Source organism: Roseovarius sp. YIN77 (genome assembly GCF_057219155.1).
On the sequence record NZ_JBXVVI010000010.1, the window covers coordinates 1 to 25,126 of the forward strand.

Annotated in this window: 24 protein-coding genes; 13 read left to right on the forward strand and 11 right to left on the reverse strand. The window is 54.4% G+C overall.

Going from position 1 to position 25,126, the window contains the following annotated elements; genetic code table 11:
* The first annotated feature begins 217 nt into the window (after positions 1-217).
* Positions 218-4,150 (forward strand): baseplate multidomain protein megatron, encoded by a 3,933-nt coding sequence (locus tag AC2D8P_RS10100; protein ID WP_484702456.1) that lies wholly within the window; start codon positions 218-220, stop codon positions 4,148-4,150.
* Positions 4,151-4,156: 6 nt separating this feature from the next.
* On the forward strand, positions 4,157-4,477 hold the full coding sequence (locus tag AC2D8P_RS10105) for a DUF7742 family protein (protein ID WP_484702458.1): 321 nt from the start codon (positions 4,157-4,159) through the stop codon (positions 4,475-4,477).
* On the opposite strand, the gene AC2D8P_RS10110 is transcribed toward AC2D8P_RS10105, so the two are convergent.
* Positions 4,449-4,787: a TraR/DksA family transcriptional regulator gene (locus tag AC2D8P_RS10110; protein WP_484702459.1), complete on the reverse strand. Its 339-nt coding sequence runs from the start codon at positions 4,785-4,787 to the stop codon at positions 4,449-4,451. The genes AC2D8P_RS10105 and AC2D8P_RS10110 overlap by 29 nt on opposite strands.
* 85 nt (positions 4,788-4,872) lie before the next feature.
* Here AC2D8P_RS10110 and cysE point away from each other — a divergent pair, with 85 nt between their 5' ends.
* Positions 4,873-5,697: a serine O-acetyltransferase gene (cysE, locus tag AC2D8P_RS10115; protein WP_484702461.1), complete on the forward strand. Its 825-nt coding sequence runs from the start codon at positions 4,873-4,875 to the stop codon at positions 5,695-5,697.
* Positions 5,698-5,767: 70 nt separating this feature from the next.
* On the opposite strand, the gene AC2D8P_RS10120 is transcribed toward cysE, so the two are convergent.
* The 4 genes from AC2D8P_RS10120 to AC2D8P_RS10135 form a co-directional block, all read right to left on the reverse strand.
* Entirely contained in the window at positions 5,768-7,084 is a 1,317-nt protein-coding gene (locus AC2D8P_RS10120) for a pyruvate dehydrogenase complex dihydrolipoamide acetyltransferase (RefSeq protein ID WP_484702463.1), read from the reverse strand.
* Positions 7,085-7,096: 12 nt separating this feature from the next.
* Positions 7,097-8,461: a pyruvate dehydrogenase complex E1 component subunit beta gene (locus tag AC2D8P_RS10125; protein ID WP_484702465.1), complete on the reverse strand. Its 1,365-nt coding sequence runs from the start codon at positions 8,459-8,461 to the stop codon at positions 7,097-7,099.
* A gap of 27 nt (positions 8,462-8,488) precedes the next feature.
* Positions 8,489-9,478 (reverse strand): pyruvate dehydrogenase (acetyl-transferring) E1 component subunit alpha, encoded by a 990-nt coding sequence (gene pdhA, locus AC2D8P_RS10130; RefSeq protein WP_484702467.1) that lies wholly within the window; start codon positions 9,476-9,478, stop codon positions 8,489-8,491.
* A 122-nt stretch (positions 9,479-9,600) separates the two neighbouring features.
* Positions 9,601-9,897, reverse strand: a complete 297-nt coding sequence (locus tag AC2D8P_RS10135) for an FtsB family cell division protein (RefSeq protein ID WP_484702469.1) — start codon at positions 9,895-9,897, stop codon at positions 9,601-9,603.
* Between the two features lie 142 nt (positions 9,898-10,039).
* On the opposite strand from AC2D8P_RS10135, the gene AC2D8P_RS10140 reads away from it, so the two are divergent.
* Positions 10,040-11,656: an acyl-CoA dehydrogenase family protein gene (locus tag AC2D8P_RS10140; protein ID WP_484702471.1), complete on the forward strand. Its 1,617-nt coding sequence runs from the start codon at positions 10,040-10,042 to the stop codon at positions 11,654-11,656.
* An 11-nt stretch (positions 11,657-11,667) separates the two neighbouring features.
* Here the strand turns inward: AC2D8P_RS10140 and AC2D8P_RS10145 are convergent, their stop codons facing one another.
* Positions 11,668-12,561 carry a fructose bisphosphate aldolase gene (locus AC2D8P_RS10145; RefSeq protein ID WP_484702473.1) on the reverse strand — a complete coding sequence of 298 codons (894 nt, stop codon included), beginning with the start codon at positions 12,559-12,561 and terminating at the stop codon, positions 11,668-11,670.
* A 125-nt stretch (positions 12,562-12,686) separates the two neighbouring features.
* Positions 12,687-13,877 carry a phosphoglycerate kinase gene (locus AC2D8P_RS10150; protein WP_484702474.1) on the reverse strand — a complete coding sequence of 397 codons (1,191 nt, stop codon included), beginning with the start codon at positions 13,875-13,877 and terminating at the stop codon, positions 12,687-12,689.
* Between the two features lie 127 nt (positions 13,878-14,004).
* Here AC2D8P_RS10150 and AC2D8P_RS10155 point away from each other — a divergent pair, with 127 nt between their 5' ends.
* The 4 genes from AC2D8P_RS10155 (at position 14,005) to AC2D8P_RS10170 (ending at position 16,935) form a co-directional block, all read left to right on the forward strand.
* Positions 14,005-14,511 (forward strand): peptidylprolyl isomerase, encoded by a 507-nt coding sequence (locus AC2D8P_RS10155; protein ID WP_484702475.1) that lies wholly within the window; start codon positions 14,005-14,007, stop codon positions 14,509-14,511.
* Complete coding sequence (locus AC2D8P_RS10160; protein WP_484702589.1) at positions 14,501-15,121, forward strand: peptidylprolyl isomerase; 621 nt, start codon at positions 14,501-14,503, stop codon at positions 15,119-15,121. Before AC2D8P_RS10155 ends, AC2D8P_RS10160 begins: the two co-directional genes overlap by 11 nt.
* On the forward strand, positions 15,118-15,876 hold the full coding sequence (locus AC2D8P_RS10165) for a DUF4336 domain-containing protein (RefSeq protein ID WP_484702476.1): 759 nt from the start codon (positions 15,118-15,120) through the stop codon (positions 15,874-15,876). The genes AC2D8P_RS10160 and AC2D8P_RS10165 overlap by 4 nt, the downstream gene beginning before the upstream one ends.
* A 90-nt stretch (positions 15,877-15,966) precedes the next feature.
* Positions 15,967-16,935 (forward strand): DUF3179 domain-containing protein, encoded by a 969-nt coding sequence (locus tag AC2D8P_RS10170; RefSeq protein WP_484702478.1) that lies wholly within the window; start codon positions 15,967-15,969, stop codon positions 16,933-16,935.
* Position 16,936: 1 nt separating this feature from the next.
* Here AC2D8P_RS10170 and AC2D8P_RS10175 read toward each other — a convergent pair whose 3' ends face one another.
* Together AC2D8P_RS10175 and tyrS are read right to left on the reverse strand one after the other, a co-directional pair.
* Positions 16,937-17,422, reverse strand: coding sequence for a GNAT family N-acetyltransferase (locus tag AC2D8P_RS10175; RefSeq protein ID WP_484702479.1), 486 nt, complete (start codon positions 17,420-17,422; stop codon positions 16,937-16,939).
* Between the two features lies 1 nt (position 17,423).
* Positions 17,424-18,677, reverse strand: a complete 1,254-nt coding sequence (gene tyrS / locus AC2D8P_RS10180) for a tyrosine--tRNA ligase (protein WP_484702481.1) — start codon at positions 18,675-18,677, stop codon at positions 17,424-17,426.
* 68 nt (positions 18,678-18,745) lie between these two features.
* On the opposite strand from tyrS, the gene AC2D8P_RS10185 reads away from it, so the two are divergent.
* The 4 genes from AC2D8P_RS10185 (at position 18,746) to AC2D8P_RS10200 (ending at position 22,155) form a co-directional block, all read left to right on the forward strand.
* The gene (locus tag AC2D8P_RS10185; protein WP_484702483.1) at positions 18,746-19,858 is read left to right on the forward strand and encodes an anhydro-N-acetylmuramic acid kinase; all 1,113 of its coding nucleotides are present in this window, start codon (positions 18,746-18,748) and stop codon (positions 19,856-19,858) included.
* An 83-nt stretch (positions 19,859-19,941) separates the two neighbouring features.
* The gene (locus tag AC2D8P_RS10190) at positions 19,942-20,541 is read left to right on the forward strand and encodes a DUF4329 domain-containing protein (RefSeq protein WP_484702484.1); all 600 of its coding nucleotides are present in this window, start codon (positions 19,942-19,944) and stop codon (positions 20,539-20,541) included.
* A gap of 133 nt (positions 20,542-20,674) precedes the next feature.
* Entirely contained in the window at positions 20,675-21,256 is a 582-nt protein-coding gene (locus AC2D8P_RS10195) for a VOC family protein (RefSeq protein ID WP_484702590.1), read from the forward strand.
* 20 nt (positions 21,257-21,276) lie between these two features.
* Positions 21,277-22,155, forward strand: coding sequence for a 3-oxoadipate:acetyl-CoA acetyltransferase (locus tag AC2D8P_RS10200; protein WP_484702486.1), 879 nt, complete (start codon positions 21,277-21,279; stop codon positions 22,153-22,155).
* Between the two features lie 97 nt (positions 22,156-22,252).
* Here AC2D8P_RS10200 and AC2D8P_RS10205 read toward each other — a convergent pair whose 3' ends face one another.
* Positions 22,253-22,705: an MEKHLA domain-containing protein gene (locus AC2D8P_RS10205; protein ID WP_484702487.1), complete on the reverse strand. Its 453-nt coding sequence runs from the start codon at positions 22,703-22,705 to the stop codon at positions 22,253-22,255.
* A 248-nt stretch (positions 22,706-22,953) separates the two neighbouring features.
* Here AC2D8P_RS10205 and AC2D8P_RS10210 point away from each other — a divergent pair, with 248 nt between their 5' ends.
* Positions 22,954-23,472, forward strand: coding sequence for a hypothetical protein (locus AC2D8P_RS10210; protein WP_484702488.1), 519 nt, complete (start codon positions 22,954-22,956; stop codon positions 23,470-23,472).
* 292 nt (positions 23,473-23,764) lie between these two features.
* On the opposite strand, the gene eno is transcribed toward AC2D8P_RS10210, so the two are convergent.
* Positions 23,765-25,039, reverse strand: coding sequence for a phosphopyruvate hydratase (eno, locus tag AC2D8P_RS10215; protein ID WP_484702489.1), 1,275 nt, complete (start codon positions 25,037-25,039; stop codon positions 23,765-23,767).
* Positions 25,040-25,126: the final 87 nt, after the last annotated feature.

Consider the following 25,126-nt stretch of genomic DNA (forward strand, 5'->3'; position numbering starts at 1 on the left):
TGGCCAAATCCAGGCCGATTGTGGTAACTTGCATTGGGTGGCTCCTCTCATAAGCAGTTCATGACAACTGCACTATGGCGCATTGCGACGCCGGTTGAAGCAGGAGCCATCCACCCCATCCCGCATATGCGGGGCACGGCGTTGTTGAAAGTATGATGAGTGCAATCTGGGCGCGCCGAATTGTAGCCCGGTTTTCATTCCCGGTGGAGGACGTTTAATGGCAACCATAGTATTGGGGGCTGCAGGAGCGGCGATCGGCTCAGCAATTGGTGGGACGGTATTGGGTCTGTCCAGCGCGATCATTGGCAGAGCGATTGGCTCCAGCCTAGGTCGGGCAATTGATCAGCGACTTATGGGCGCTGGATCTGATGTGATTGAGACCGGGCGACTGGACCGTCTGCGCCTGACAGGGGCGAGCGAGGGCGCGCCGATCCCCGCGATGCAAGGGCGGATGCGGATGTCGGGTCAGGTAATCTGGGCCACGCGGTTCAAGGAACATGTTTCATCGTCGGGCGGAGGCGGGGGCAAGGGCGCACCGAAAAGCCCGACGGTGAATAGCTATTCCTATTCTGTCAGCGTCGCAATTGCGTTGTGCGAAGGCGAGATTACGCGGATTGGTCGTGTTTGGGCGGATGGCAAGGAAATTGCCACCCGGACACTGAATATGACAGTCTATGCAGGCAGTGAAGATCAGCAGCCCGACGCAAAGATCGAGGCGGTTGAAGGCTCCGGGAATGTGCCTGCCTATCGCGGCATCGCTTATGTTGTTCTGGAAGATCTAAATCTGACGCCCTTCGGCAATAGACTACCGCAGTTGAATTTCGAGGTAATCCGGCCCCTGCGTGTTGATACGCCCGGGGTTGGAGGCTTGGAGCCAGATGTTGTCGATGCGGTGCAGGCTGTCGCGTTGTTGCCTGGAACCGGGGAATATGCGCTGGCCGAAAGGACGGTCCATTACTCTGGAGGCTTGGGAAAGGGTGAGGTTGCCAACGTGCATTCGCCCAGCGGTCATTCTGACCTGGTGACGTCACTTGATGCGCTACGGGAAGAGCTACCGAACTGTAAGTCGGTATCCTTGGTTGCCTCTTGGTTCGGTAATGAATTGCGGGTCAACCACTGTGAATTGCGGCCTAAGATCGAGCACAAGGATGCTGATGGAGTCGAAATGCCTTGGCGAGTGAGCGGGTTGACGAGACAATCAGCGCAGATCGTGCCCCTTGAGGACGGCAATCTTGTCTACGGCGGAACCCCTGCAGACGCAGCCGTTGCCGAAGCGATTTCGGCAATACAGGCGCGCGGGATGGGTGTGTTGTTTTATCCGTTTATCCTTATGGAGCAGTTGACTGACAACGAGCTGCCTGATCCGTGGAGTGATGCCAATGATCAGCCACATCTGCCATGGCGCGGGCGGATCACGAGTTCGGTTGCGGCTGGTCGATTGGGGAGCCCTGACGGCACAGCAGCGGCAGAGGCCGAAGTCGTAGATTTTTTTGGCACCGCTCAGCCGGTCTTTTCAAATGGCAAAGTACAGACGATTAACTATTCCGGCCCGACAGAATGGAGTTATCGCAGGTTCATTTTGCACTATGCGCATTTATGCGCAGCGGTCGGGGGATTGTCGGCATTCTGCATCGGATCAGAGATGCGAGGGCTGACACAAATCCGCGGCAACAATAACAGCTTTCCGGCGGTTGATGCCTTGATCCAGTTGGCCGCGGATGTACGAACTATCTTGGGCGCGGGCGTCAAGATCAGCTATGCTGCGGACTGGTCAGAATATTTTGGATTTCATCCTCAAGATGGGTCCGGTGATGTGTTTTTTCACCTCGATCCGCTCTGGGCGGATGCAAATATCGATTTCATTGGGATCGACAATTACATGCCGCTTAGTGATTGGCGGGATGACGCTGATCATCTGGATGCTGGGCGATGGAAATCGGTGTATGAGCTTAACTACCTGAAGGCCAATATCGCGGGCGGAGAAGGGTTTGATTGGTATTATGCCAATGACACAGCGCGTGATGCGCAAATTCGAACCCAGATCACCGATGGTGCCTATGGGGAGCCGTGGGTCTTTCGTTTCAAAGACCTGAGAGGGTGGTGGGAGAATACGCATCATGAGCGCATCGGCGGGACACGGCGGCCCCAACCCACGGATTGGGTGCCGGGGTCGAAGCCGATTTGGTTTATGGAATATGGTTGTGCCGCAATCGACAAAGGCAGCAATCAGCCCAATAAGTTTCTTGATTCCAAATCATCCGAATCGAGATTGCCCGCCTTTTCAGATGGGCGTCGGGATGACCTGATTCAGAAACAGTATTTACGCGCAATGAATGCGTTTTGGGACGATCCGTCCAACAATCCGATTCATCCAGATTCTGGGGTCCAAATGGTGGACTTGGGCCGGGCCCATGCCTGGGCCTGGGATGCGCGTCCCTATCCGTTTTTTCCCAGTCGTTTGTCGGTGTGGAGCGACGGGGAAAATTATGCGCGCGGGCATTGGCTGAACGGGCGAAGCTCACACGTGCATCTGGCGGCAGCGGTAAGCGAAATCTGTGCAAAGTCTGGAGTGGAGGATGTGGAGACGGCGGACCTTTACGGTATTGTAAGGGGTCATTTGATCTCTGGTGAACAGACAGCGCGTGGCGCATTGCAACCTTTGATGCTGACCTACGGTTTTGATGCGATGGAACGCGATGGAAAGCTGATGTTTCGCAGCCGGTCGGCGAATAATGCTGTTACGATCAGTGGCGAGAATTTTGTTGATCAGGGCGGCGATGATCCTGTGACATTGCATCAACGCAGTGCCTCTGCAGAAATTGCTGGACGTGTGCGATTAAGTTATGTGGAGGCAGACGGTGATTTTGGTGTTTTCGCCGAGGAGGCCATTTTTCCGGACGAGGCAACTTACGGCGTATCACAATCCGAAATGCCCCTGTGTCTGACCAATTCGGAGGCCCGGGCGATCACAGAGCGATGGTTGGCCGAAAGTCGAATTGCACGCGATGGGGTGCAGTTCAACCTGCCACAGTCAAAACTGTTTGTTGGTGCTGGCGACGTGGTCGAGTTATCTGCGGAAACGGGGCCGATAGGCCGCTTCCGTGTCGATCGAATTGAAAAAAGTGAAATGCAGTTGATCGAGGCGGTTAGAGTCGAACCCAGTGTTTATACACCCACCGATCATACAGAGATTGCTGCAAGACTTACGCCTTTTGTGCCTTCGGTCCCGGTCTGGCCCGCCTTTATGGATCTTCCGCTACTGGGTGATGGGGCAGTGGATCATGCGCCCTATGTGGCAGTTGCGGCCAATCCCTGGCCGGGTGCGGTTGCGGTATACAGTTCGGCCAGCGAGGACGGATATGATCTGAACACCGTCGTGCAAGGGGCGGCAACGATCGGTTTCACCGAAACGGCCCTAGAATTTGCGCAACCATTCGTGCGTGACGATGGGGAGGCGCTTCGGGTGAAGCTTTCCTCTGGAGCGTTAAGTTCACAAAGTTGGACCAATGTTTTGAACGGGGCCAACGCGGCTGCAATTGGCGATGGATCCTCTGCCAATTGGGAGATTTTCCAATTTGAAACTGCTTCCCTGGTCGCGCCGGATACCTATGAATTAGTGGGGAGATTGCGGGGTCAGTTTGGGACCGATGCCTTGATGCCGCAATCTTGGCCGACGGGCAGTGTTTTCGTTTTGCTAAATAGCACCATTCAGCAAATTGATCTGGAGTCGTCTGCTCGGGGCTTGGCGCGTCACTACCGGGTCGGTTCGGCCGAGTTGGGTTATGATGATCCCAGTTATCATCACCGGGTCGAAGTTTTTGATGGCATTGGTTTGCGCCCTTATAGCCCAACACATCTGAGCGCCACGCAAAGTGGCGGGGCGTGGGCGTTTCAGTGGATCAGACGCAGTCGAATTGACGCTGACAGCTGGGCCGGGCTGGATGTCCCGTTGGGGGAAGCCACTGAAAGTTATCTTTTGCAGGTCGAGGAAAACGGCGAACTGCGTCGCGAAGAAATCCTGAGCCAATCTGATTGGACCTATACAAACGCAATGCGGACTGAGGATGGGATTGCCGCAAGTTTCACTGTAAAAGTGGCGCAGATTTCGGAGCGATACGGCCCGGGCGTCGCAGCTGCAATTTCTGTGTAGTGCAATATGCGGCCGATTATATGGGCGGATATTCGGGCTGTGGCGATGGAATTGTATGATGTGTGTCCAGACGACCGGGTGAAGCGGGCGCAATCGATTATCCGTAGATCTGAGGCGGCAGACAAATACAGGAAACGATTCCAACGCTTGCATTCAGAGTGGGGGAACGGGAGCTTGTTTGGTGCTGTAGGGTTTAGATTGGAAACCCTCGAAAAATCTTTGGACAGTTTAGAATACATGCAGTGTGTTCTGCACGTCGTTCAGCAGTTAGAGCGATGGCTGACCTATAAATCCTTGCTCAACAAGAGGCGCAAGACAAACACTTAGGAACGGTCGGATCAAGTTCCAATCGCTTGACTGGGATGACGTCACCACAATCTGTGCAGTACCCGTATTCGCCCTCTTCAAGTCGATTGAAGGCCGCGGCGATACGTAGCCGCATCTGATTGCGTCTGACCTGTCCGGCCTTGGCCATGGCCTGATTTTGTAGAGCATCCATACGGGACAATCGTCCGACGGATTGTTGGTCAAGCTCAACGATCTGTTGACCCTGGCTTCCCAATTCATCCCCAGAATCCAGCGCGGCGAGCTGACGACGCAACAATTCCTCAAATTTTTCGCTTTCATTCGCATTCATTTTGATTATGTCCCTGATCACCCCTTTGAACTTTGCGAATTGTACATATCTAGGGTAGAATAATGCGGTGATTGAGGAAAGAGAAATGGCCAAAACGCGCATGAAGCTGAGTAAAGTAGACCCTGTATGGGATCGTATTCGGGTGGAGGCAGAGGCCGCCCATTCCGAAGAACCGATGCTGGGCGGGTTGCTGCATTCTTCGCTTTTGCACCATGATACACTCGAGCAGGCCTTGGCCTACAGATTTTCGTTGAAACTGGCTTCTGGAGAAATGTCAGAGCAATTGTTGCGCGAAATCGCCGATGAAATTTATCGCGAATACCCGGATACTGCAGATGCGGCCCGTGCCGATCTGATGGCTGTTTTGGAACGCGATCCGGCCTGCCACCGTCTGATTCAACCGATGCTGTTCTTCAAAGGTTTTCAGGCGATCCAAGCTTACCGGATTGGTAATTCTCTGTGGGCCGAAGGCCGCAAGGACATGGCCTATTTCATCCAGATGCGCGTGTCAGAAACCTTTGGGATCGATATTCACCCGGGTGCAAAAATCGGCAGAGGCATCATGATCGACCATGCCCATTCCATCGTGATCGGTGAAACTGCAGTGGTCGGAGACAACGTATCTATGCTGCACTCTGTCACGCTAGGCGGGACCGGTAAGGAAGACGAGGATCGTCACCCCAAAATTGGCAATGGCGTTCTGATCGGCGCGGGTGCGAAGGTTCTGGGAAATATCAAAGTTGGCAATTGCAGCCGGATCGCGGCGGGTTCGGTCGTTCTGCAGGAAGTGCCTCCTTGCAAGACCGTGGCAGGTGTTCCCGCCAAGATTGTGGGTGAGGCTGGATGTGATCAGCCGGCGTTGTCGATGGATCAGCTCTTGAACATGACTGGTGGCGAAGCCGGGGGTTGAGCCCGACAGAGTTAGAACTAAAGAAGCCCGGAAGAGCTCTTCCGGGCTTTTCTTTGTTTTTGATGATTGGTCAGGCCAACATGACCATCGGATTTTCAAGATTATCCATAATGGCCTGCAGAAGCTGGGCCCCTAGTGCTCCGTCAATCACCCGGTGATCGACAGACAAAGTGACTGACATGACGGTTGCAACGGCAAGCTCGCCATCTGAACCGACAACTGGTTTCTTCGCCCCTGCACCCACAGCCAGAATGGCACCATGGGGTGGGTTGATCACGGCATCGAAATTGTCGATCCCGAACATACCCAGATTGGAAATCGCAAAGCTCCCGCCCTGATATTCATGCGGGGCAAGTTTGCGGTCGCGCGCACGGGCGGCGAGGTCTTTCATCTGTGCAGACAAAGCGGAGAGGGATTTCTGATCCGCATCTTGCAACACCGGGGTGAAAAGCCCACCCTCAATTGCGACGGCTACGGCCACATCAGACGCCTTCATCTGAAGGACCCGGTCACCAGCCCAAACCGCGTTTGCAGCAGGAACCGATTGCAGAGCCAACGCGCAGGCCTTGATGATGAAATCATTAACCGACAATTTCACGCCGCGAGCTTCCAACTGCTTGTTCAGTTGAGAGCGGAATTTCAGAAGCGCGTCCAACTTGATATCGCGACGCAGGTAGAAATGCGGAATGGTCTGCTTAGCCTCTGTCAGGCGAGCTGCAATGGTTTTGCGCATGCCATCCAGAGGAATTTCTTGATATTCGCGGCCTTCGTACATCCGGGCAATAACATCTGCGGAAGGGCCAACAGCGACAGGCGCAGCAGACGGGGCAGATGTAGCAGCAGGTGACGCTGATGCCGGAGCCGCCGCTGTCTGTGGTGCGGCTGTGGCGTTTTCGACATCGGCCTTCACGATACGGCCATGGGGACCAGAACCAGCAACCTGAGACAAATCCAAACCCTTATCGGCGGCAATGCGTCGGGCCAGTGGTGAAGCGAAAATGCGTTCACCACCCGATGTGGAGGGAGCAGCAGGGGCGGTGGCTACTGGTGCAGACGTGGCAGCTGGTGCGGCTTCTTCAGATACGGGAGTAGGTGGAGCAGTAGCGGCGGAGGAGCGAGCGGAACCGATATCATCGGTGCTTTCCCCGTCATCCAGCAACACAGCAATAGGGGTATTCACCGCGACATTGGCCGAACCTTCAGGCACAAGGATTTTACCAACCGTGCCTTCGTCTACGGCCTCGAATTCCATGGTTGCCTTATCGGTTTCAATTTCTGCCAGCAAATCACCAGAGGATACGCTATCCCCTTCTTTTACCAGCCATTTTGCTAATGTGCCTTCTTCCATTGTGGGAGAGAGGGCGGGCATCAGGATTTCTGTGGGCATCGCATCTCTCCCTTAACGATAAGTGACTTGTTTAACCGCATCGACAACTTCTGCAGTCGTGGTCAGCGCCAGCCGTTCGAGGTTTGCCGCATAGGGCATCGGAACATCCTTGCCGGTGCAGTTGATGACCGGGGCATCCAAATAGTCAAACGCTTGCTGCATCAAGGTGGCGGAGATATGGTTGCCGATCGAACACACCGGCCAGCCTTCCTCTACCGTGACGCAGCGGTTGGTCTTCATCACCGAACGCACCACAGTATCAGTATCCATCGGGCGCAGAGACCTTAGATCGATCACTTCGGCGCTGATGCCTTCTTCGGCCAGCTTGTCTGCCGCGTCCAGCGCATAGGTCATGCCGATGCCAAAGCTGACGATAGTGACATCATTGCCTTCGCGGGCGATCTTGGCTTTCCCGATCGGAACAGTGAAATCATCCATGTCCGGCACGTCAAAGCTGCGACCATACAGAATTTCATTTTCCAGAAAAATAACCGGGTTCGGATCACGGATCGCGGATTTCAACAGACCTTTGGCATCCGCTGCGGAATAGGGCTGTACCACCTTTAACCCCGGGATTTGCGCATACCATGCGGCGTAATCCTGGCTGTGCTGTGCGCCTACGCGTGCAGCTGCGCCGTTTGGACCGCGGAACACCATTGGCGCCCCCATCTGCCCACCGGACATGTAAAGCGTTTTGGCGGCAGAGTTGATGATCTGATCAATTGCCTGCATGGCAAAGTTGAAGGTCATGAATTCCACGATCGGGCGCAGACCGCCAAATGCAGCCCCCACACCAATACCTGCAAACCCGTGCTCGGTGATCGGTGTGTCGATCACGCGTTTGGAACCGAACTCGTCCAGCAGGCCTTGGCTGATTTTATAAGCACCCTGATATTCGGCGACCTCTTCCCCCATCAGAAAGACAGTTGGGTCACGGCGCATCTCTTCGGCCATTGCGTCGCGCAGGGCCTCCCGCACGGTCTGCGATTTCATTTCAGTTCCGGCAGGGATTTCCGGGTCATCCGGGACAACCGGCGTGATCGGGGCCGCAGCAGCCGGGGCGGCGGGGGCAGGGGCCTCGACCGCGGGTGCGGTAGCAGCGGGAGCTGCGGCAGGGGTTGCATCAGCGCTTTCGCCTTCTTCCACCATCACCGCGATCGGCGTGTTGACCGCAACGTTGGAAGTGCCTTCTGCGATAAGAATCTTACCAACGATACCTTCGTCGACAGCTTCGAATTCCATCGTGGCTTTGTCGGTTTCAATTTCAGCCAGGATGTCGCCCGACGATACGGTATCGCCTTCTTTCACCAGCCATTTTGCTAATGTGCCTTCCTCCATCGTGGGCGACAGGGCGGGCATGAGAATTTCGGTAGCCATTTCAATCTCTCCAGTTCTGTCGCGGGATCAGGCGTAAATATCAGTCCACAGCTCTTCCAGAGCTGGTTCCGGGCTTTCCTTGGAAAAGTCAGCCGATTCATTCACGATCGCCTTGATTTCCTTGTCGATGGCCTTCAGGTCGTCTTCACTTGCGTGCCCACCGTCCAAAAGCATCGTGCGGACATGTTCAATCGCATCACGCTCCTCGCGCATTTTCTGCACTTCTTCTCGGGTACGGTATTTGGCTGGATCAGACATGGAGTGTCCACGGTAGCGATAGGTTTTGATCTCTAGAATATAAGGCCCGTTGCCGGCACGACAGTGGGCGGTGGCCTTTTCACTGGCGGCTTTCACGGCCAGAACATCCATGCCGTCAACCTCTTCACCTGAAATGCCAAAGGCTTCGCCGCGGGTATAAAGCGCAGGAGTGGAGGTGGAACGCTTCTGCGCGGTGCCCATAGCATATTGGTTATTCTCAACCACAAAGATCACCGGCAATTTCCACAGAGCGGCCATATTGAAGGTCTCATAAATCTGGCCCTGGTTGGCGGCGCCATCACCGAAATAGGCAAAAGTGACGCGCCCGTTTTCCAGATATTGGTCTGCAAAAGCAAGGCCAGCCCCCAACGGAACCTGGGCGCCAACGATGCCGTGACCACCATAAAAATGCTTCTCTTTCGAGAACATGTGCATGGAGCCGCCTTTACCTTTGGAATAACCACCTTCGCGTCCGGTCAGTTCTGCCATAACGCCGTTGGCATCCATCCCGCAGGCCAACATGTGCCCGTGATCGCGATAAGACGTGATACGCTTGTCGCCTTCTTCTGCCGCGGCTTCCAACCCAACGACAACGGCCTCTTGTCCGATGTACAGGTGGCAAAATCCACCGATCAGACCCATACCATATAATTGACCGGCCTTTTCTTCGAATCGGCGGATCAGCAACATGTCACGATAATATTTCTTGAGTTCGTCAGCAGAAACGTTTGGTTTCTTTGCACTTTTTCGCGCTGCCATTGAGGGGCCTCCGGGCTGATGCGTGATTGGTTTAATGCTAAACTATTTAATAGCGTAAAATCGCCCGACGGGCGAGTAATAAAATGATACAAGAGTTTGGAGGTTTAATTTAACGCCAAATATCAGTGAATGACGATCTCGTTGCTACGTACTAATCCCAGGATTTGGCGTGCCTGTTCATCCAACAGGTCGAGATCCAGATAGTTATCCGATAATCGGCGGGTTTTGTTTTCAAGCGCGGCAACTCGGTCCTGCATACTCGCCAATTCGGTCTGCAGAGCATGCGCCTCTGCCTCAAACTGCACGCGCTGAAACAAACCAAAATCCCCTTGCACAGCTGCAAATGTAAAATAGACGCCAAGCGAAAAGCATATGGCGAAATACAATACGGCGCCGAGCGTGGGTCGTTTCTGCTTCATTCTCTGCCTCAGGTCAGCCTCTTCTGGGCTGTTTGCGTAGAATGCCACAAGTGATTCGCCTTGTGAATCCCTCTTGGACAATTTTCTTTGTGAATCAACGATCTTGTGTCCGAAGTTTCCGCGATAAGATATCTGCTATGATATGGCAGTTGCTGTCACAACGTTGTTTGTAATGACCAATGATGCAGAGATTGAACTGAATCAACCCATTCCTCGGGGTCGCATCCGATTGTTTACAGAGGACCCCGTGGCAAGATGTTATTCGGCTGCCTGTGATGGGGACGAAAATCTCCTGACCGAATTTGGCGACCAGTTGGGCCAGGAAAAGATGATCGAAGCTGGCCGACTGGCCAATATGTATCTGCCAGAGCTGCAAAGCTTTGACAGAGGCGGTCGCAGGCTTGACCAAGTGCGGTTTCATCCGGCCTATCACGATTTGATGAAACTTGGGCTTTCATCTGGTTATGTGTCCCAGCCGTGGGGCGGCGCACAAGGTGGGCACGTGTCCCATGCTGTCATGGTCTATCTGCAAAGTCAGGTCGAACCAGGTGTCGCGTGCCCAATGACCATGAGTTATGCCGCCGTTCCAATACTAAAAGGCGTAGGTTTTTCAGAGTGGCGGGAAAAACTTTTGTCGCGGAGATACGATTCGAACTTTGTGCCTTTGTCTCAGAAAACCGGCGTAACTGTTGGCATGGCCATGACAGAGAAACAGGGCGGATCAGATGTCAGAACCAATTCGACCAAGGCGATTCCTGATGGCAGAGGCTATCGATTGACCGGACATAAATGGTTCTGTTCCGCCCCGATGTCAGACGGGTTTTTAACACTGGCCCAGGCCCCTGATGGGCTAACATGTTTTTTGGTGCCGCGGTGGTGTCCTGATGACACTCAGAACCAAATACACCTGATGCGTTTGAAGCAAAAACTTGGCAATCAATCCAACGCGTCCGCAGAGATTGAGTATCATGGCGCATGGGCAGAGCGCATTGGCGAAGAGGGCGATGGCATTCGGAATATTATCCAGATGGTTCATCACACCCGATTGGATACAGCACTGGCACCCGCAGGCTTAATGCGCGCCGCGTTGTCAGAGGCAAAGTGGTGGTGCGAAGGCCGCAATGTATTTCAGCGCCGTTTGATTGATCAGCCTGTGATGCGTTCAGTCTTGGCCGATCTGGTGTTGGATTGGGAAGGGGCCACCGCGCTGGGTTTACGTGTGGCCGCTGCGTATGATGACCCCGACCAGATGCCGTTTGCTCGGGTCGCGGTTGCCTTAGCTAAGTATTTGAATAACAAGCTTTGCCCCAGATTGATTTACGAGGCGATGGAGTGCCTAGGTGGTACGGGATACACCGAAGACACACCATTGCCGATGCTGTACCGGGAGGCTCCGCTGAACTCGATCTGGGAAGGATCAGGAAACGTCATCTGCCTAGATGTTCTCAGAACCCTCGACAAAAATCACTTAGCCCAGAACATGTTGGATGCTGAGCTGCAAAAAGCGTGTGGTTTTGACCGGCGATATGACAGAGCGCTGATTGCATATCAAAACAAGTGGCGTACACGACCGGACGAGGCAGAGGCACGTTGGTTTGCAGAGCAAACGGCGATTTTACTGACTGCGTCCGTTTTATTGCAGCATGCACCAACCGAGGTATTCGATGCGTATGTAAAAACGCGCGTGATGAACGACCGCGGTCAAACGGCAGGATCAATCAGCGGATTGAACGTCAAGGCATTGATCGACCGAATTTAGATGTTTGCAGTCTATCCAGCGACGGAAGCGTCATAGATGCTCTGAATTGAAGAGTTCAGCATCGTGTCAAACGCGGCGTCGTCCTGTTGGGCGGACAATCCTTCCGACAGAGCGCGAGAGAAACTGGCGATCATTCCGGTGTTTTGGGCCAGAAGCGCATTGGCCTCGTCGCGGTTGTAGCCCCCTGACAAGGCAACAACCCGCAGAACCCGAGGGTCGTTGACCAGGTCCTGATATTGGTTGGCATTGGTGGGCAGGGACAGTTTAAACATGACCTGTTGACCATCGGCCAGTGTGTCCAACCCTTTTTTCAGCTCGGCCAACAGCAAATCTTCGGCCTCTGCTTTGTCCGCGATGGAGATTGTGACTTCGGGTTCAATGATGGGCATCAGGTCATAGGACAAGATTTGTCTTGCGATTTCAAATTGCTGTGCGGCATTGGCGGCAATACCAGACGGGGAGGCCGCATCCACAACAGAACGCATCTTGGTGCCAAAAACGCCATTGGACACAGCCCGTTCTAGCAGGCTGTTCAGATCGGGCATGGGTTTTAGCAGGCGAACGCCGTCTGCCTCGTCACCCAGTCCTTTGTCAACTTTCAGGAATGGCACGACGCCGCATTTTTCCCACAGATATTGTGATGTTGGGATGCCGTCGATGTCGCGATCCATAGTCATTTCAAACAGGATTGCCCCTAGAACCCTGTCACCATTAAAGGCGTCGGATTTGACGATCCGTGTCCGCATGGCATGGATATGATCATACATTTCGGCTTCGTTGGAATAAGCATCTTCATCTACTCCATACAAGCGCAGCGCTTTGGGTGTGGACCCACCACTTTGATCAAGGGCGGCGATAAAGCCGTTGCCTGAAAGTATTTTGTCGGTCTGAGCCTGGTTAGCCATAACTGTGTCCGCCTGATGTTGGTCCGAAGCCGGGTCAATGATGTTTGCCCGGTTCTAGGCGAGCCGCGCCGCACATGCAATCATGGTGGCGCTAACGAATGCGACCTTGTCCGGTATTGTTCAATCTATCTGTTAAGCGCGGCGACACCGGGCAATTCCTTGCCCTCCATCCACTCCAGAAATGCCCCGCCTGCAGTTGAAATATAGGTGAAGTCGGCTGCCGCGCCAGCTGTGTTCAGGGCAGATACTGTATCGCCGCCACCTGCAACGGAAATCAACTGTCCGGCCTTGGTCAGATCTGCGGCTTTGCGTGCCGCGGCGTTGGTGGCTTTGTCGAACGGAGGGATTTCAAATGCTCCTAACGGGCCATTCCAGATCAACGTTTTGCATTTATCGAATACATCCGCGATCGTTTTCACCGTTTCACTCCCAGCATCCAGTATCATTCGATTATCGGGGCAATTTGCGGCTGGAACGGTTTGGTTATCTGCCCCGGCTGCAAATTCTGCGGCAACGACGACGTCTGATGGGAGTACAATGTTGCATCCAGTTGCTTCGGCCTTAGCCAGGATATCGCGTGCGGTATTTGCCATGTCATGTTCTGCAAGCGATTTCCCGACAGGATGGCCCTGTGCTGCCAGAAACGTGTTAGCCATCCCACCGCCGATCACCAGATAATCGACCTTTCCGACCAGATTTCCCAGCAGGTCAAGTTTGGTTGATACCTTCGCACCACCGACAACGGCAGCAACCGGGCGCTCTGGCGCGCCAAGGGCTGATTCCAACGCGCTGAGTTCAGCCTGCATCAGGCGTCCGGCACAGCTGGGCAGCAATTGTGCGATCCCTTCGGTCGAAGCATGGGCGCGATGAGCGGCTGAAAAAGCGTCATTGCAATATATATCGCCCAAAGCTGCCAGCGCCGCAGCAAACTGGCCGTCGTTCTTTTCTTCTTCGGCATGAAAGCGAGTGTTTTCCAGCAACAGAACCTCGCCATCGTTCAAGGCATCGACTGCGGCCTTCGCAACGGGCCCCACACAGTCAGAGGCGAAGTTTACGTTGGTTCCCATATGCTCCTGCAACGCTGGCAAAGTTACTGCCATCGACATATCCGGTACGACTTTTCCCTTCGGACGACCAAAATGCGCCATCAATACGGGCTTGCCACCTTTGGCCAGGATGTCCTTGATCGTTGGGACGATGCGGACGATCCGGGTTGCATCAGTTACCCGCGTGCCGTCTGTCGGTACATTGATGTCAACGCGGGTCAGAACCACTTTGCCGTTCAGGTCCATATCATCAAGGGTTTTCCAACTCATCCGGCGACTCCGTTCTTTGTGTTCGCCCTTTAACACATGATCGTGCCGCAAAGGTCAATGTGGGTCTTTCCCTTCGGAGGCAGAGTGAGTAGTGTCGCCGGCGAAATTCAAGATAAAGGAGCCTGAAATGGCTGATATCAAAGACCCCGAAAATACGATCCTGATGGAACTGAAAGACGGCACCGTGGTGATCGAACTGCTGCCCGACATCGCCCCAAAACACAGCGAACGTATGAAGGAGCTGGCCCGTTCCGGTGCCTATGACAACGTGGTTTTCCACCGGGTCATCGACGGTTTCATGGCTCAAACTGGTGATGTGCAACACGGCAATGCCGAAAACGGATTTAACATCGGGCGCGCCGGTACGGGCGGATCCGATCTGCCGAACGTACCTGCTGAATTTTCCGGCATTCCACATGATCGCGGCACGTTGGGCGCAGCACGGTCGCAAAACCCAGACAGTGCCAACAGCCAATTCTTCATCAATTTTAAGGACAACCATTTCCTGAACCGTCAATACACTGTTTATGGCCGCGTGATTGAGGGGATGGAACATGTGGATGCCATCGTGCGGGGGGAGCCGCCGATGAACCCGGATCGTATGATCAGTGTCAAAGTTGCTGCTGATGCGTGACAATCTGATCGCCACCGTCTTGGCGGTGCTGGGATTTGCGGTTCTGGCGGGTTATTTCATAATAGCCCGCCCGGATGCGATCAGCACCGCAGCGATCGCTTCCGAAGCGGATCGCCCGAATTTAGTGATCGAGATTGCCGGAGAATCGAACGGCGAAGTGGTCGTTGAGCTTTTCTCTGATGTTGCCCCGCTGCATGCTGAACGCCTGATGACGTTGGCCAATTCTGGTGAATACGACAATGTGGTCTTTCACAGGGTGATTGATGGCTTCATGGCGCAAACCGGCGATGTCCAGTTTGGCAAGGCAGATGGTGATTTGATTGGCGCCGGCCGAGGCGATTCAGAGTTGCCCAACCTTCCGGCAGAATTTTCTGACATCCCGTTTGATCGCGGTGTTATCGGAATGGCGCGTACCAACAATCCGAACAGCGCCAACAGCCAGTTTTTCATCATGTTCGAATCTGCACCACATCTGAACGGACAATACACAGTCGTCGGTCAGGTGGTGGAAGGTATGGATGTGATTGATGCCATAAAACGCGGCGCCGGGCGCAATGGCGAAGTCACAGTTCCAGCGGACGTGATGCGAAAGGTGACTGTGTCTGAATGACATTTGAGACAGGATATGAACCACACGGCACCCTGAAACCTGTGGATCAGGACATATGGGTGGTCGATGGTCCCGCCACGATTTACCGCAAAGTCCCGGTGCCTACTCGTGCCACCATCGTCCGATTGGATGAGGGAGATCTGTGGGTCCATGCCCCGACTGGGCTTAATGACTCGTTGCGTGGCGAACTGTCAGAACTGGGCAAGGTTCGTTATCTGGTTGCGCCGCGTGTTGTCCCAAGCGAAGAGATCAATGAGTGGCTCAAAACATATCCTGATGCGCAACATTGGCGGGTTTCGTCTGGTGCTGACCTGTCAGAGAGCTATCGGTCACTAGGGGACAAGTCAGATCGCCTTTGGCGCGGTCAGATCAAACAGATTCTGGTTGAAGGGCGTAGAGGGTTTATTGAACCTGTCTTCTACCACCACGGCTCTGGCAGCATGATCGTTGCAGATTTCCTGCATCGAATGGATACGGCGAAAATGCCTGCCCGTTTTCGCCCGTTGGTTTGGATTGCCGGAACCGACTATCCAACGGGGCGTATGCCACCAGGCGTGTTGAAGCACTATCATCGGCGCGACAATGAATTGGTTGACCGGGTTGACGAAATGCTGGAACTGACGCCGCAGCGGATTATTGTCAGCCACGGTACGTCATATGATCAAGATGTGGTTGCCTCGTTGAAGTGGGCATTTAGAAAACAGATCCGAGATCGCAATATGGGCCGGTTGTTAAAGGCGCAGCGTGGCCAGTAGCTTTACGCATTCTCACATTCGCGTGGGGTGGGCTGTTCATATCGCTCAGTTTTGTTCAATCTGGGGCGCAACCTAGGAAAGGTGCGCGTTATGATCCGTTTGAACGCTGCTGTATTGATTGTGTCACTGGCGACATCGCCCGTATTCGCAAACCCAGAATCGTGGGGGCACGAATGGTCAGAGACTGATTTCGGTGTCACCAATGTCGATAGTTGGACAGAGATCATGTCAGGGGGGCCGCCCAAGGATGGAATCCCGGCGATTACCGGGCCCACATTTATCAATGTCGTAGATGAAACACGACTGGGCGCGCGCGAACCTGTTATCACACTGGAATTAGACGGGGAAACTCCACGTGCCTACCCGATCCGATATCTGACCTGGCATGAGATTGTGAATGATGACGTCGGTGGCGTGCCTGTCGCGGTCACCTTTTGCCCATTATGTAATTCCGGAATGGTGTTTGACCGCCGCGTCGATGGGGACGTGTTGGAATTTGGCGTGTCGGGTAAGCTGCGCAATTCCGATATGGTGATGTTTGACCGGCAGACCGAAAGCTGGTGGCAACAGGCCGTGGGCACGGGGATCGTTGGGCACTACACCGACACAGAACTGGTACAGTTGCCATCTTGGATGGAAAGCTGGGCAGAGTTCAGCACCCGCAATCCAGATGGGATCGTGATGGATCAGCCCGGATCCCGTCGCCCATACGGGCGAAACCCCTATGTCAGCTATGACAGTTCACACCGGCCGTTCCTATATCGGGGGGAGCTGCCACCCCATGATGTTCCACCTTTGATGCGTGTGGTGCGTGTGGGCGATAGGGCTTGGCCATTGGAACGATTGCGCGGTGAACCCGAAGTGCACGAGGCCGGGCTGGTGATAAGCTGGGTCGCGGGGCAGGCTTCGGCGCTGGATGCGGCGACGATTAGCGAAGGCAAGGATGTGGGGACGATCCGTGTGCGTGATGAGGCCGGAAATGACGTGCCTCATGATGTGATGTTCGCCTTTGCCTTTCATGCCTTTTTCCCGGACGGGGAATGGATGATCGGCGGCTGAATTATCTGGTCAGGCTCTTTTCCATAGATACGCGGGTATGGTTGTCCAGACCGTGGGCAGGTGGCGCGCGATCTGTGATTTCGAAGCCAAGGCGCTCATAAAACTGCCACAGCCAATGCGCCTTTTCCAATGTGATGAGGGTCAGAGTTGGCACATTTCGCGCCCGTGCGTCAGCCTCTATCCGTTCCATCAGGGCGCGACCCAGTCCAAGCCCGGCATATGGCTCCAAAACGGCAACGAGGTCGATTTTCCAACTGCCATCCGGGCTGAGATCAACTTGCGCCGCGCCGATCAGTTTGCCTTCCAATTCAGCGCCCCAAGCGCGCTTGTCAGATATGGCCTCGGGCAAGTAATCATAGGGGTTCCCTGCGGTTTCTGGCGTTAAATCGATCAGGGCCAGATACCGGCGGAAGGACTCATCGATTACATAATTGGCCCGGTCAATTTCTTCCTGTCGTAACAGGCGTATTGTGACCGGGCCGGCCATCCTAACCGCCCAGTTTTACAAGCGCATGGCGTTTCTTTCCGGCGCTCAGCTTGATCGGTTCTGCAAGGTTTTTTGCACCGATTATCAGCCCGGCGTTTGTCAGGGGTTCATCATTCAGTTTCGCGCCGTTTTCAGCGATCAGTCGCTTCGCGTCCTTGCCGGATTTGGCGAGGCCGGATTTGACGATCAGTTGTACGATCGACATACCGTCGCCCAGATCAGCGGCGGACAGTTCCAGCGTGGGCAGGTCATCGCCGACGCCGCCCTTTTCAAATACTTCTCGGGCGGTGGCTTCTGCCGCCGCGGCGGCGTCAGAACCATGGCAGAGCGTCGTGACCTCGTTGGCCAGAATGATCTTGGCGTCGTTGATCTCTGATCCTTCCAAAGAGCCTAGACGGTCGCAATCCTCTATGGGCAATTCGGTATAGAGTTTCAGGAACCGGCCAACATCGGCATCGGTTGTGTTGCGCCAGAATTGCCAGAACTCGTAAGGGCTGCGCATCTCTGCGTTCAGCCAGACGGCACCATCCTGGCTCTTGCCCATTTTCTTGCCATCCGACGTGGTCAATAGGGGGGAGGTCAGGCCATAAATTTCGTGGTCCAGAACCCGGCGGGTCAGGTCGATCCCGTTGACGATGTTGCCCCACTGATCAGATCCGCCCATCTGCAACAGACAGCCATAGCGGCGGTTGAGTTCAAGGAAATCATAGGCCTGCAGGATCATATAGTTGAATTCGAGGAAGCTGAGACTTTGTTCGCGGTCCAGCCGAGACTTAACACTTTCAAAAGCCAGCATTCGGTTGACAGAAAAATGCCGCCCAATATCGCGCAGGAAATCAAGGTAGTTCAGGCCATCCAGCCATTCCTCATTGTTCAGCATCAACGCGCCGTTGGGTGCATCGCTGTAGTCAAGGTATTTGGCAAAAACCCTTTGAATCCCGGCAATGTTTTCATTGATCTGTTCAGGGCCCAGAAGCGGGCGTTCATCCGACCGGAAGGAAGGATCACCCACCTTGGTTGTGCCGCCGCCCATCAACGTGATCGGCTTGTGCCCGGTTTTTTGCAACCAGCGCAGCATCATGATCTGGATCAGGCTGCCGACATGCAGGGATTTGGCTGTGGCATCAAAGCCGATATAGGCGGGCACCACCCCAGCGATCAAGGCTTCGTCCAGGCCCTGATAATCTGTGCAATCGGCCAGAAAGCCACGTTCGATCATCACACGCAGGAAATCGGATTTGGGGTGGTAGGTCATCAGTCTTTGATCCATGATTTGGATAGTCTCGACGCGGTATATCGGGGTGGGCAGCAAAGGAAAAGACCATGTTGAAGCAAGACACGGTTTGGGCATTGGGTGCGATGTCGGGCACGTCCTTGGATGGCGTGGATGCCGCGATGCTGAAAACAGACGGGCACCGCATTCTGGAGTTTGGCCTGAGTAATTACCGACCCTATTCCGAAGACGAACGCAATACGCTGAAATCGGCATTGGGAAAATGGCCGGATGACGCAAAGGTTGCCGAGGCCGCGCAGGTAGTAGAGCAGGCGCATCTGGAGCTGTTAACGTCATTCAAAGGTGCTGAAATTATTGGATTTCACGGCCAGACTTTGGCCCATGACCCGCGTGGAAAAGGAACGCATCAGGTGGGGGATGGCGGTGCTTTGGCGGTTGATTTGGGATGCGCCGTTATCGGCGATTTTCGAAGTTCTGATGTGGAGTTGGGGGGAGAGGGCGCACCGCTTGCGCCGTTCTACCATCATGCCTGCGCACGTTTTCTGGACTGGAATGGGCCGGTTGCGTTTCTGAACCTAGGGGGTGTCGGGAATCTAACATGGGTGGATGCGCGCAAAGTGCGGCCAGAAGAAGAGGGCGCTTTGCTGGCATTTGATACGGGCCCAGCGAATGCGCCGATCAATGACCTGATGTCCCAAAGATGCGGAAAGTCATGTGATCTTGACGGTGCATTGGCAGCCACGGGAACCGTAGATAAACGCCTGGTTGCGGCGTTTCTGCGTCGCGTTTATTTTCGAAAGATGCCACCTAAGTCGCTGGATAGGAATGATTTTTCAGACTTGCTGCAAAAAGTATCTAAGCTAAGTGATGCCGACGCCACAGCCACATTGACAGCAATAGCGGCGGCGTCAGCTGCGCAAGGGATAGAACATTGCCCCGAACCGCCAGAGGTGCTGCTGGTGACAGGGGGAGGACGGCGTAACCCAGTGCTGATGTCGATGATTGCGGATAGGGTGGATTGCCCTGTTATGCCGGTAGAGGATGTCGGCCTGGATGGGGACATGCTGGAGGCGCAAGCGTTTGCCTATCTCGCGGTGCGCGTGGCCAAAGGGTTGCCAACATCCGCGCCGGGGACGACAGGAGTCAGGATCCCCGTGGGAGGAGGCAAAATCTTTTATCCTGAAGACGCGCGTAATGTTTGAGCGGACACAGTTATTCCTAAGTTTTGCGTTATACCCATTTGCAACATTGTCAAAACTCGGCGCCTTTCCATAGTGGAGATGATATGCCGCAGACGATTAAACAAATGTTTCCCAACGGCACGCGCTGTGTTCTCACAGCATTCCTGTTGTTGTTGCCGGTGGGCGCCATTGCACAAGAAGTGCCAAAACTTGGCCGTTCCCTTGAACGGCACAAGGCTGTTCATGCGCTGGTTTATAGCGAGATGGCGGAATTGAATGCGCGTTCGATCCAGATCAATCGAGAGCTTTGCGGATATGTTTATCACGACCAATCTGGCGCATTGCGCCTCAGCAAACCACGCAAGGGTGGTAGTCATGCATGCCTTCCGGTTATCCCGGATGAAGCTATTGAAATCTTTGCATCTTATCACACCCACGCGGCCTTTGCGACGGACAGTCTGAACGAATATCCATCGGATATTGATCTGCGATCCGATTTCGACAACGGCTGGAACGGGTATATCGCAACCCCGGGGGGGCGATTGTGGTTTGTCGACGCACAGAAACGGGTGGCACGGCAATTATGCGGTTATCGCTGCCTTCCGTATGATCACAGATACCATGAGCCAGCGTCTGAACGGCGAAAGCAAACTGTAACACTGGGATATATCAACAAAATCCTCAGTGACCCATTTATGAATTAGGTGGATCAGTGCCTGCGCTATCCTTATCGGGAACAATTTAACAAGATGATAAGGGCACGTCCATGTTATGACGTAGCACAGAAATGCAAAAACAAGAGGGGAGGATCAGATGCGGGGTGATGATCAAAACCAGGTGCGAAAACTGCAGGTTCAGGGGGTGCACCATGTCACCTTGATGGGGGCGGATCGACAGACATCTATTGATTTTTGGGAAGGTGTGTTGGGCATGCCGTTCATATTTGAGCAGCCCAACCTGGACAACGCGGCAGAGGGACATCTGTATTTTGATCCAGGCGATGGCCGATTGATCACCATTTTTACCAATGAAGACAGGCCAGCAGACCCCACACGCACGCCGACATCGGCAGGGGCTGTGCATCATGTTGCCTTCAACGTTAGCCAGGCGACATTTTTGCAAGCGGTAGAGAGATTGGATGAACGTGGCATTCCCCATTCCGGCCCCAAGGATCGAGGGTTTATGGATTCGATCTATTTCAAGGACCCGCTGGGCCTGTTGATAGAGCTTGCCAGCTATCGGTTTGAACCGCCTGCTGGGTATAGCCATGCCGCGGTGTTAATGCAGGCGCACAAGCTTCGTGTGGCGCGTGGCGACAGGGCCATTCAACCAGAACATCTGGCTGATTCAATTGAAATTTTAGTGTCATCTAATCAAGCATCTTTGTCCGATGATCGCGCCGCCAAACATCCCTATTGATGGCAGTTGAGGAGCGCAGCGTGACCGCCGAGACCGATCGATCAGCTTCCCGAAGGCCTTGCATCCTGTGCTGCGCGATCACCGGTTCTGTGGCACAGAAATCGGACAACCCGGCGGTGCCCATTTCGATCACAGAACAAGTGGAAAGCAGCCATGCCGCCGTGGAGGCCGGTGCCGCGATTATCCATGCCCATGTGCGCAATGATGATGGCAGTCCCTGTTCTGACCCTGACAGGTTTTCGCTGTTAAAAGAAGGACTTGAGACGCATTGCCCGGGGGTGATTGTTCAGTTTTCGACGGGTGGCAGGTCAGGGGCCGGGGCGGCGCGTGGCGGGATGTTGCCATTGCGGCCGGACATGGCGTCGTTATCGGTGGGATCGAACAATTTCCCCACGCGGGTCTATGAAAACCCACCCGATCTGGTGGCGTGGTTGGCCGGTGAAATGCGGGCCTATGAGATCGTGCCGGAGATCGAGGCCTTTGATCTGAGCCATATCTTTCAGGCAGTGGCGATGCACCGGGCAGGTAGATTGTATGGCAGGCTCTATGTCCAGTTCGTGATGGGGGTGAAAAACGCGATGCCAGCGGACAAGGAAGTATTTGATTTCTATGTGAAAATATTGTGTCGCCTGGCACCCGATGCCAATTGGTGCGGGGCAGGCGTGGGGCCAAATCAGATCGTTGTGAACGAATGGTGCATTGCCGCTGGGGGCCATACCCGAACCGGGCTGGAGGATAACGTGCGGCTGGATAAAACCACGCTGGCACCATCGAATGCAGTGCTGGTGGAACGGGCGGCCGAGTTGTGCGCGAAGTATGACAGGCCCGTCGCGACCCCGGCTGAGGCGCGGGAAATATTGGGCCTGAGACCCTCCAAGTTAACGACAGAAATCGCCTAAAATCGGATGTCTGCAGCACGTCGGCGTAACGTCGGTATTACGTCGGTGCGACTCGCGAACCACGGGGTGATGAACGGCGCGCGCGGCCCTGCAGAGGTTAAAGATAAGTAAACCTGTCAAAAGTCGCCGCCTGACCAGCGGGGGCGCCGTCTGGCCGGATCAGGTTCCAGATCACCGCGCCCTCGATCAGAAAACGCCGCCCGGTTCGGCTGATGCGGACGCCGGTGTAAGTGTCGATAAACCCATTTGCGCCGATACTGGCCAGAAGTTCGGCTCGTGTCCCTCGCTCATCCGGCTCAGCAGTCAGGCGCGACGGCATGGTGGTAAAGGCCTCCCAATCCATTTCCCACAAATCCAGCGCCGCGCGGTTGCCATAGGTCAGGATCGGATCGGGATCGGTGTTGTGGGACAGAACCGGGAAGGGCGCATGAAAGAGGGTTTCTGGCGCTGCTTGCGGCAAAAGCGGCCGACCCACGAAATGTTCGAAAGAGGCAAGAAGGAGCTGCGCATGGTCCGGGTGGAAGGCGTTAGAGGGTGAGGGATATTGCATATGAACAGGTTTACCCGACTGGGCGCGGGGGTGAAGAGGGAAAATTGACGTGGCACGAGAGATTGCACCCAACGCCGGATCAAGAGATGAGCCAATGGCTGGTTTGAGCCCTATGCAGTCATGTTTGATGTTCAATGTGGGCTTGCAACATTCTGACTTAACTCTTTTCAAGATTGCAGCGTTGACGTCTTCTTGTCATATAGGTTTGATGAGACTGAGTTAATTTAAGTTCGATTCAAAGTATTGATATGAAAATTTTACCGTTATTTGTTTTCGCAATAATGTTTTTCGGCTCAATACAAGTAGTTTCTCAAGAGTCTGAAAACGATGTTGCGACTTCCACGTTTGCGGATTTCCTAGGTCGACCCGTTACGCTGTCTTACCATCAGGCTCCACTTGGTTTTGAAGAAGAGCTACACGCGCAAGACAAACTCGGGTTGCTCGATACAAGCAGTGAGTGGCGGCAGTTCTATAGTTCTGATGTTTGGATTTTCTTCTTTGAGTCCTATGCCGAAATGGACACAATCCCAGAGTTATTGATAAATATTTTGGGAGCGGAAAATCTACCAAGTGCACCAATACACAAGTATGATGTGCTATACACCGACAGCGAGCGTCTGGCGAAAGTTATCTTTGTCAACTTGGGTGCATTTGGTTTACAGACCGATCGGTCAACATTGTGCGCAATCTCTCAGTCTATCTACGGGCTAATCCAAGTTCACGAAGAACTAAATACCAACAGGGAACCAGTTGAAAGATGCAGTTAAGTTTTTGGGGCAAATTCTTTTTACACCTTGCTATATATCTGATTTTCTTGGCATTGCTCGCATATCTCAGATTCATTCCCAATCACGGCTTTAACTGGTTAGACATCACGTTTTTGATTTTTATGTTTGCACTAGCTTGTTGGGATGCATTTCAGAAAGCGCGTAGACCATAGATGTCCGCTCGGTCCGCATAGCCGACCTTGCAGCAGGATTGCGTAACAATTTGGCCCGGCGATGGTGCCGGGCCGGAATTTGATCGGGTATGGGTGCCGGGCTGAAGCCCGGCCTACGGTTAGCGCAGGATGGAACGGCCTGCATAGATGGCGGTGTCTTCCAGCGCTTCTTCGATGCGGATCAGCTGGTTGTATTTCGCGAGCCGGTCAGAGCGCGCCAGTGATCCGGTTTTGATCTGGCCGCAATTGGTGGCCACAGCAAGGTCGGCGATGGTGGCGTCTTCTGTTTCGCCTGACCGGTGAGACATCACGCAGGTCATGCGGTTGCGGTGGGCCATGTCGACGGCGGCCATGGTTTCGGTCAGGGTGCCGATCTGGTTGACCTTGACCAGCAGCGAGTTTGCGCAGCCGCGTTCGATCCCTTGGGCCAGACGGGCGGGGTTGGTGACGAAGAGATCATCGCCAACCAGTTGCACGCGGTTGCCGAGAACGTCGGTCAGGGCCTTCCAGCCATCCCAGTCATCCTCGGAACAGCCATCTTCGATGGAAATGATCGGGTAGTCGTTTACCAGGGCTTCCAGATAGGCGACGTTTTCATCGGCGGACAGGGTTTTGCCCTCGCCAGCAAAGACATAGTTGCCGTCTTTGAAGTATTCGGTCGCGGCACAATCCAGCGCCAGATAGATATCCTCGCCCGGTTTGTAGCCTGCCTTTTCGATGGATTTCAGGACAAAATCCAGCGCTTCGCGGGTGGAGGCGATGTTCGGGGCAAAGCCGCCCTCATCGCCGATGCCGGTGGATAGGCCCGCGGCGGAGAGTTCTTTTTTCAAGGTGTGGAAGACCTCAGATCCCATCCGCACGGCGTCGCGGATATTGTCGGCCGCGACTGGCATGATCATGAATTCCTGAATGTCGATCGGGTTGTCGGCATGTTCGCCGCCATTGATGATGTTCATCATTGGCACGGGCAGAACGCGGGCAGAGGTGCCACCGATATAGCGGTACAGCGGCTGCATGGTGTAATCGGCGGCGGCTTTGGCCACGGCCATGGAGATGCCCAAGATCGCATTGGCGCCGACGCGGCCTTTGTTATCGGTGCCGTCGATTTCGATCATCGCGTTGTCGATCGCGGTTTGTTCGGTGGCATCGAACCCGACCAGGGCATCGGCAAGTTCGCCGTTGACGGCATCGACCGCCTCTAGCACGCCTTTGCCCATGTAGCGGGATTTGTCGCCGTCACGCTTTTCCACGGCTTCGTGGACACCCGTAGAGGCGCCAGAGGGGACGGCGGCGCGGCCCATGGTGCCGTCTTCTAGAACTACATCAACCTCGACCGTGGGATTGCCCCGGCTGTCCAGAATTTCGCGTCCGATGATGTCAATGATGGTGCTCATGCTGCTGGTTCCCGCAAAGGTGAATTTCGCGCAGAGCTATAGCAGGGATCGGCGGAAAGTAAACGGGTCATGTTATCGCTAACGATG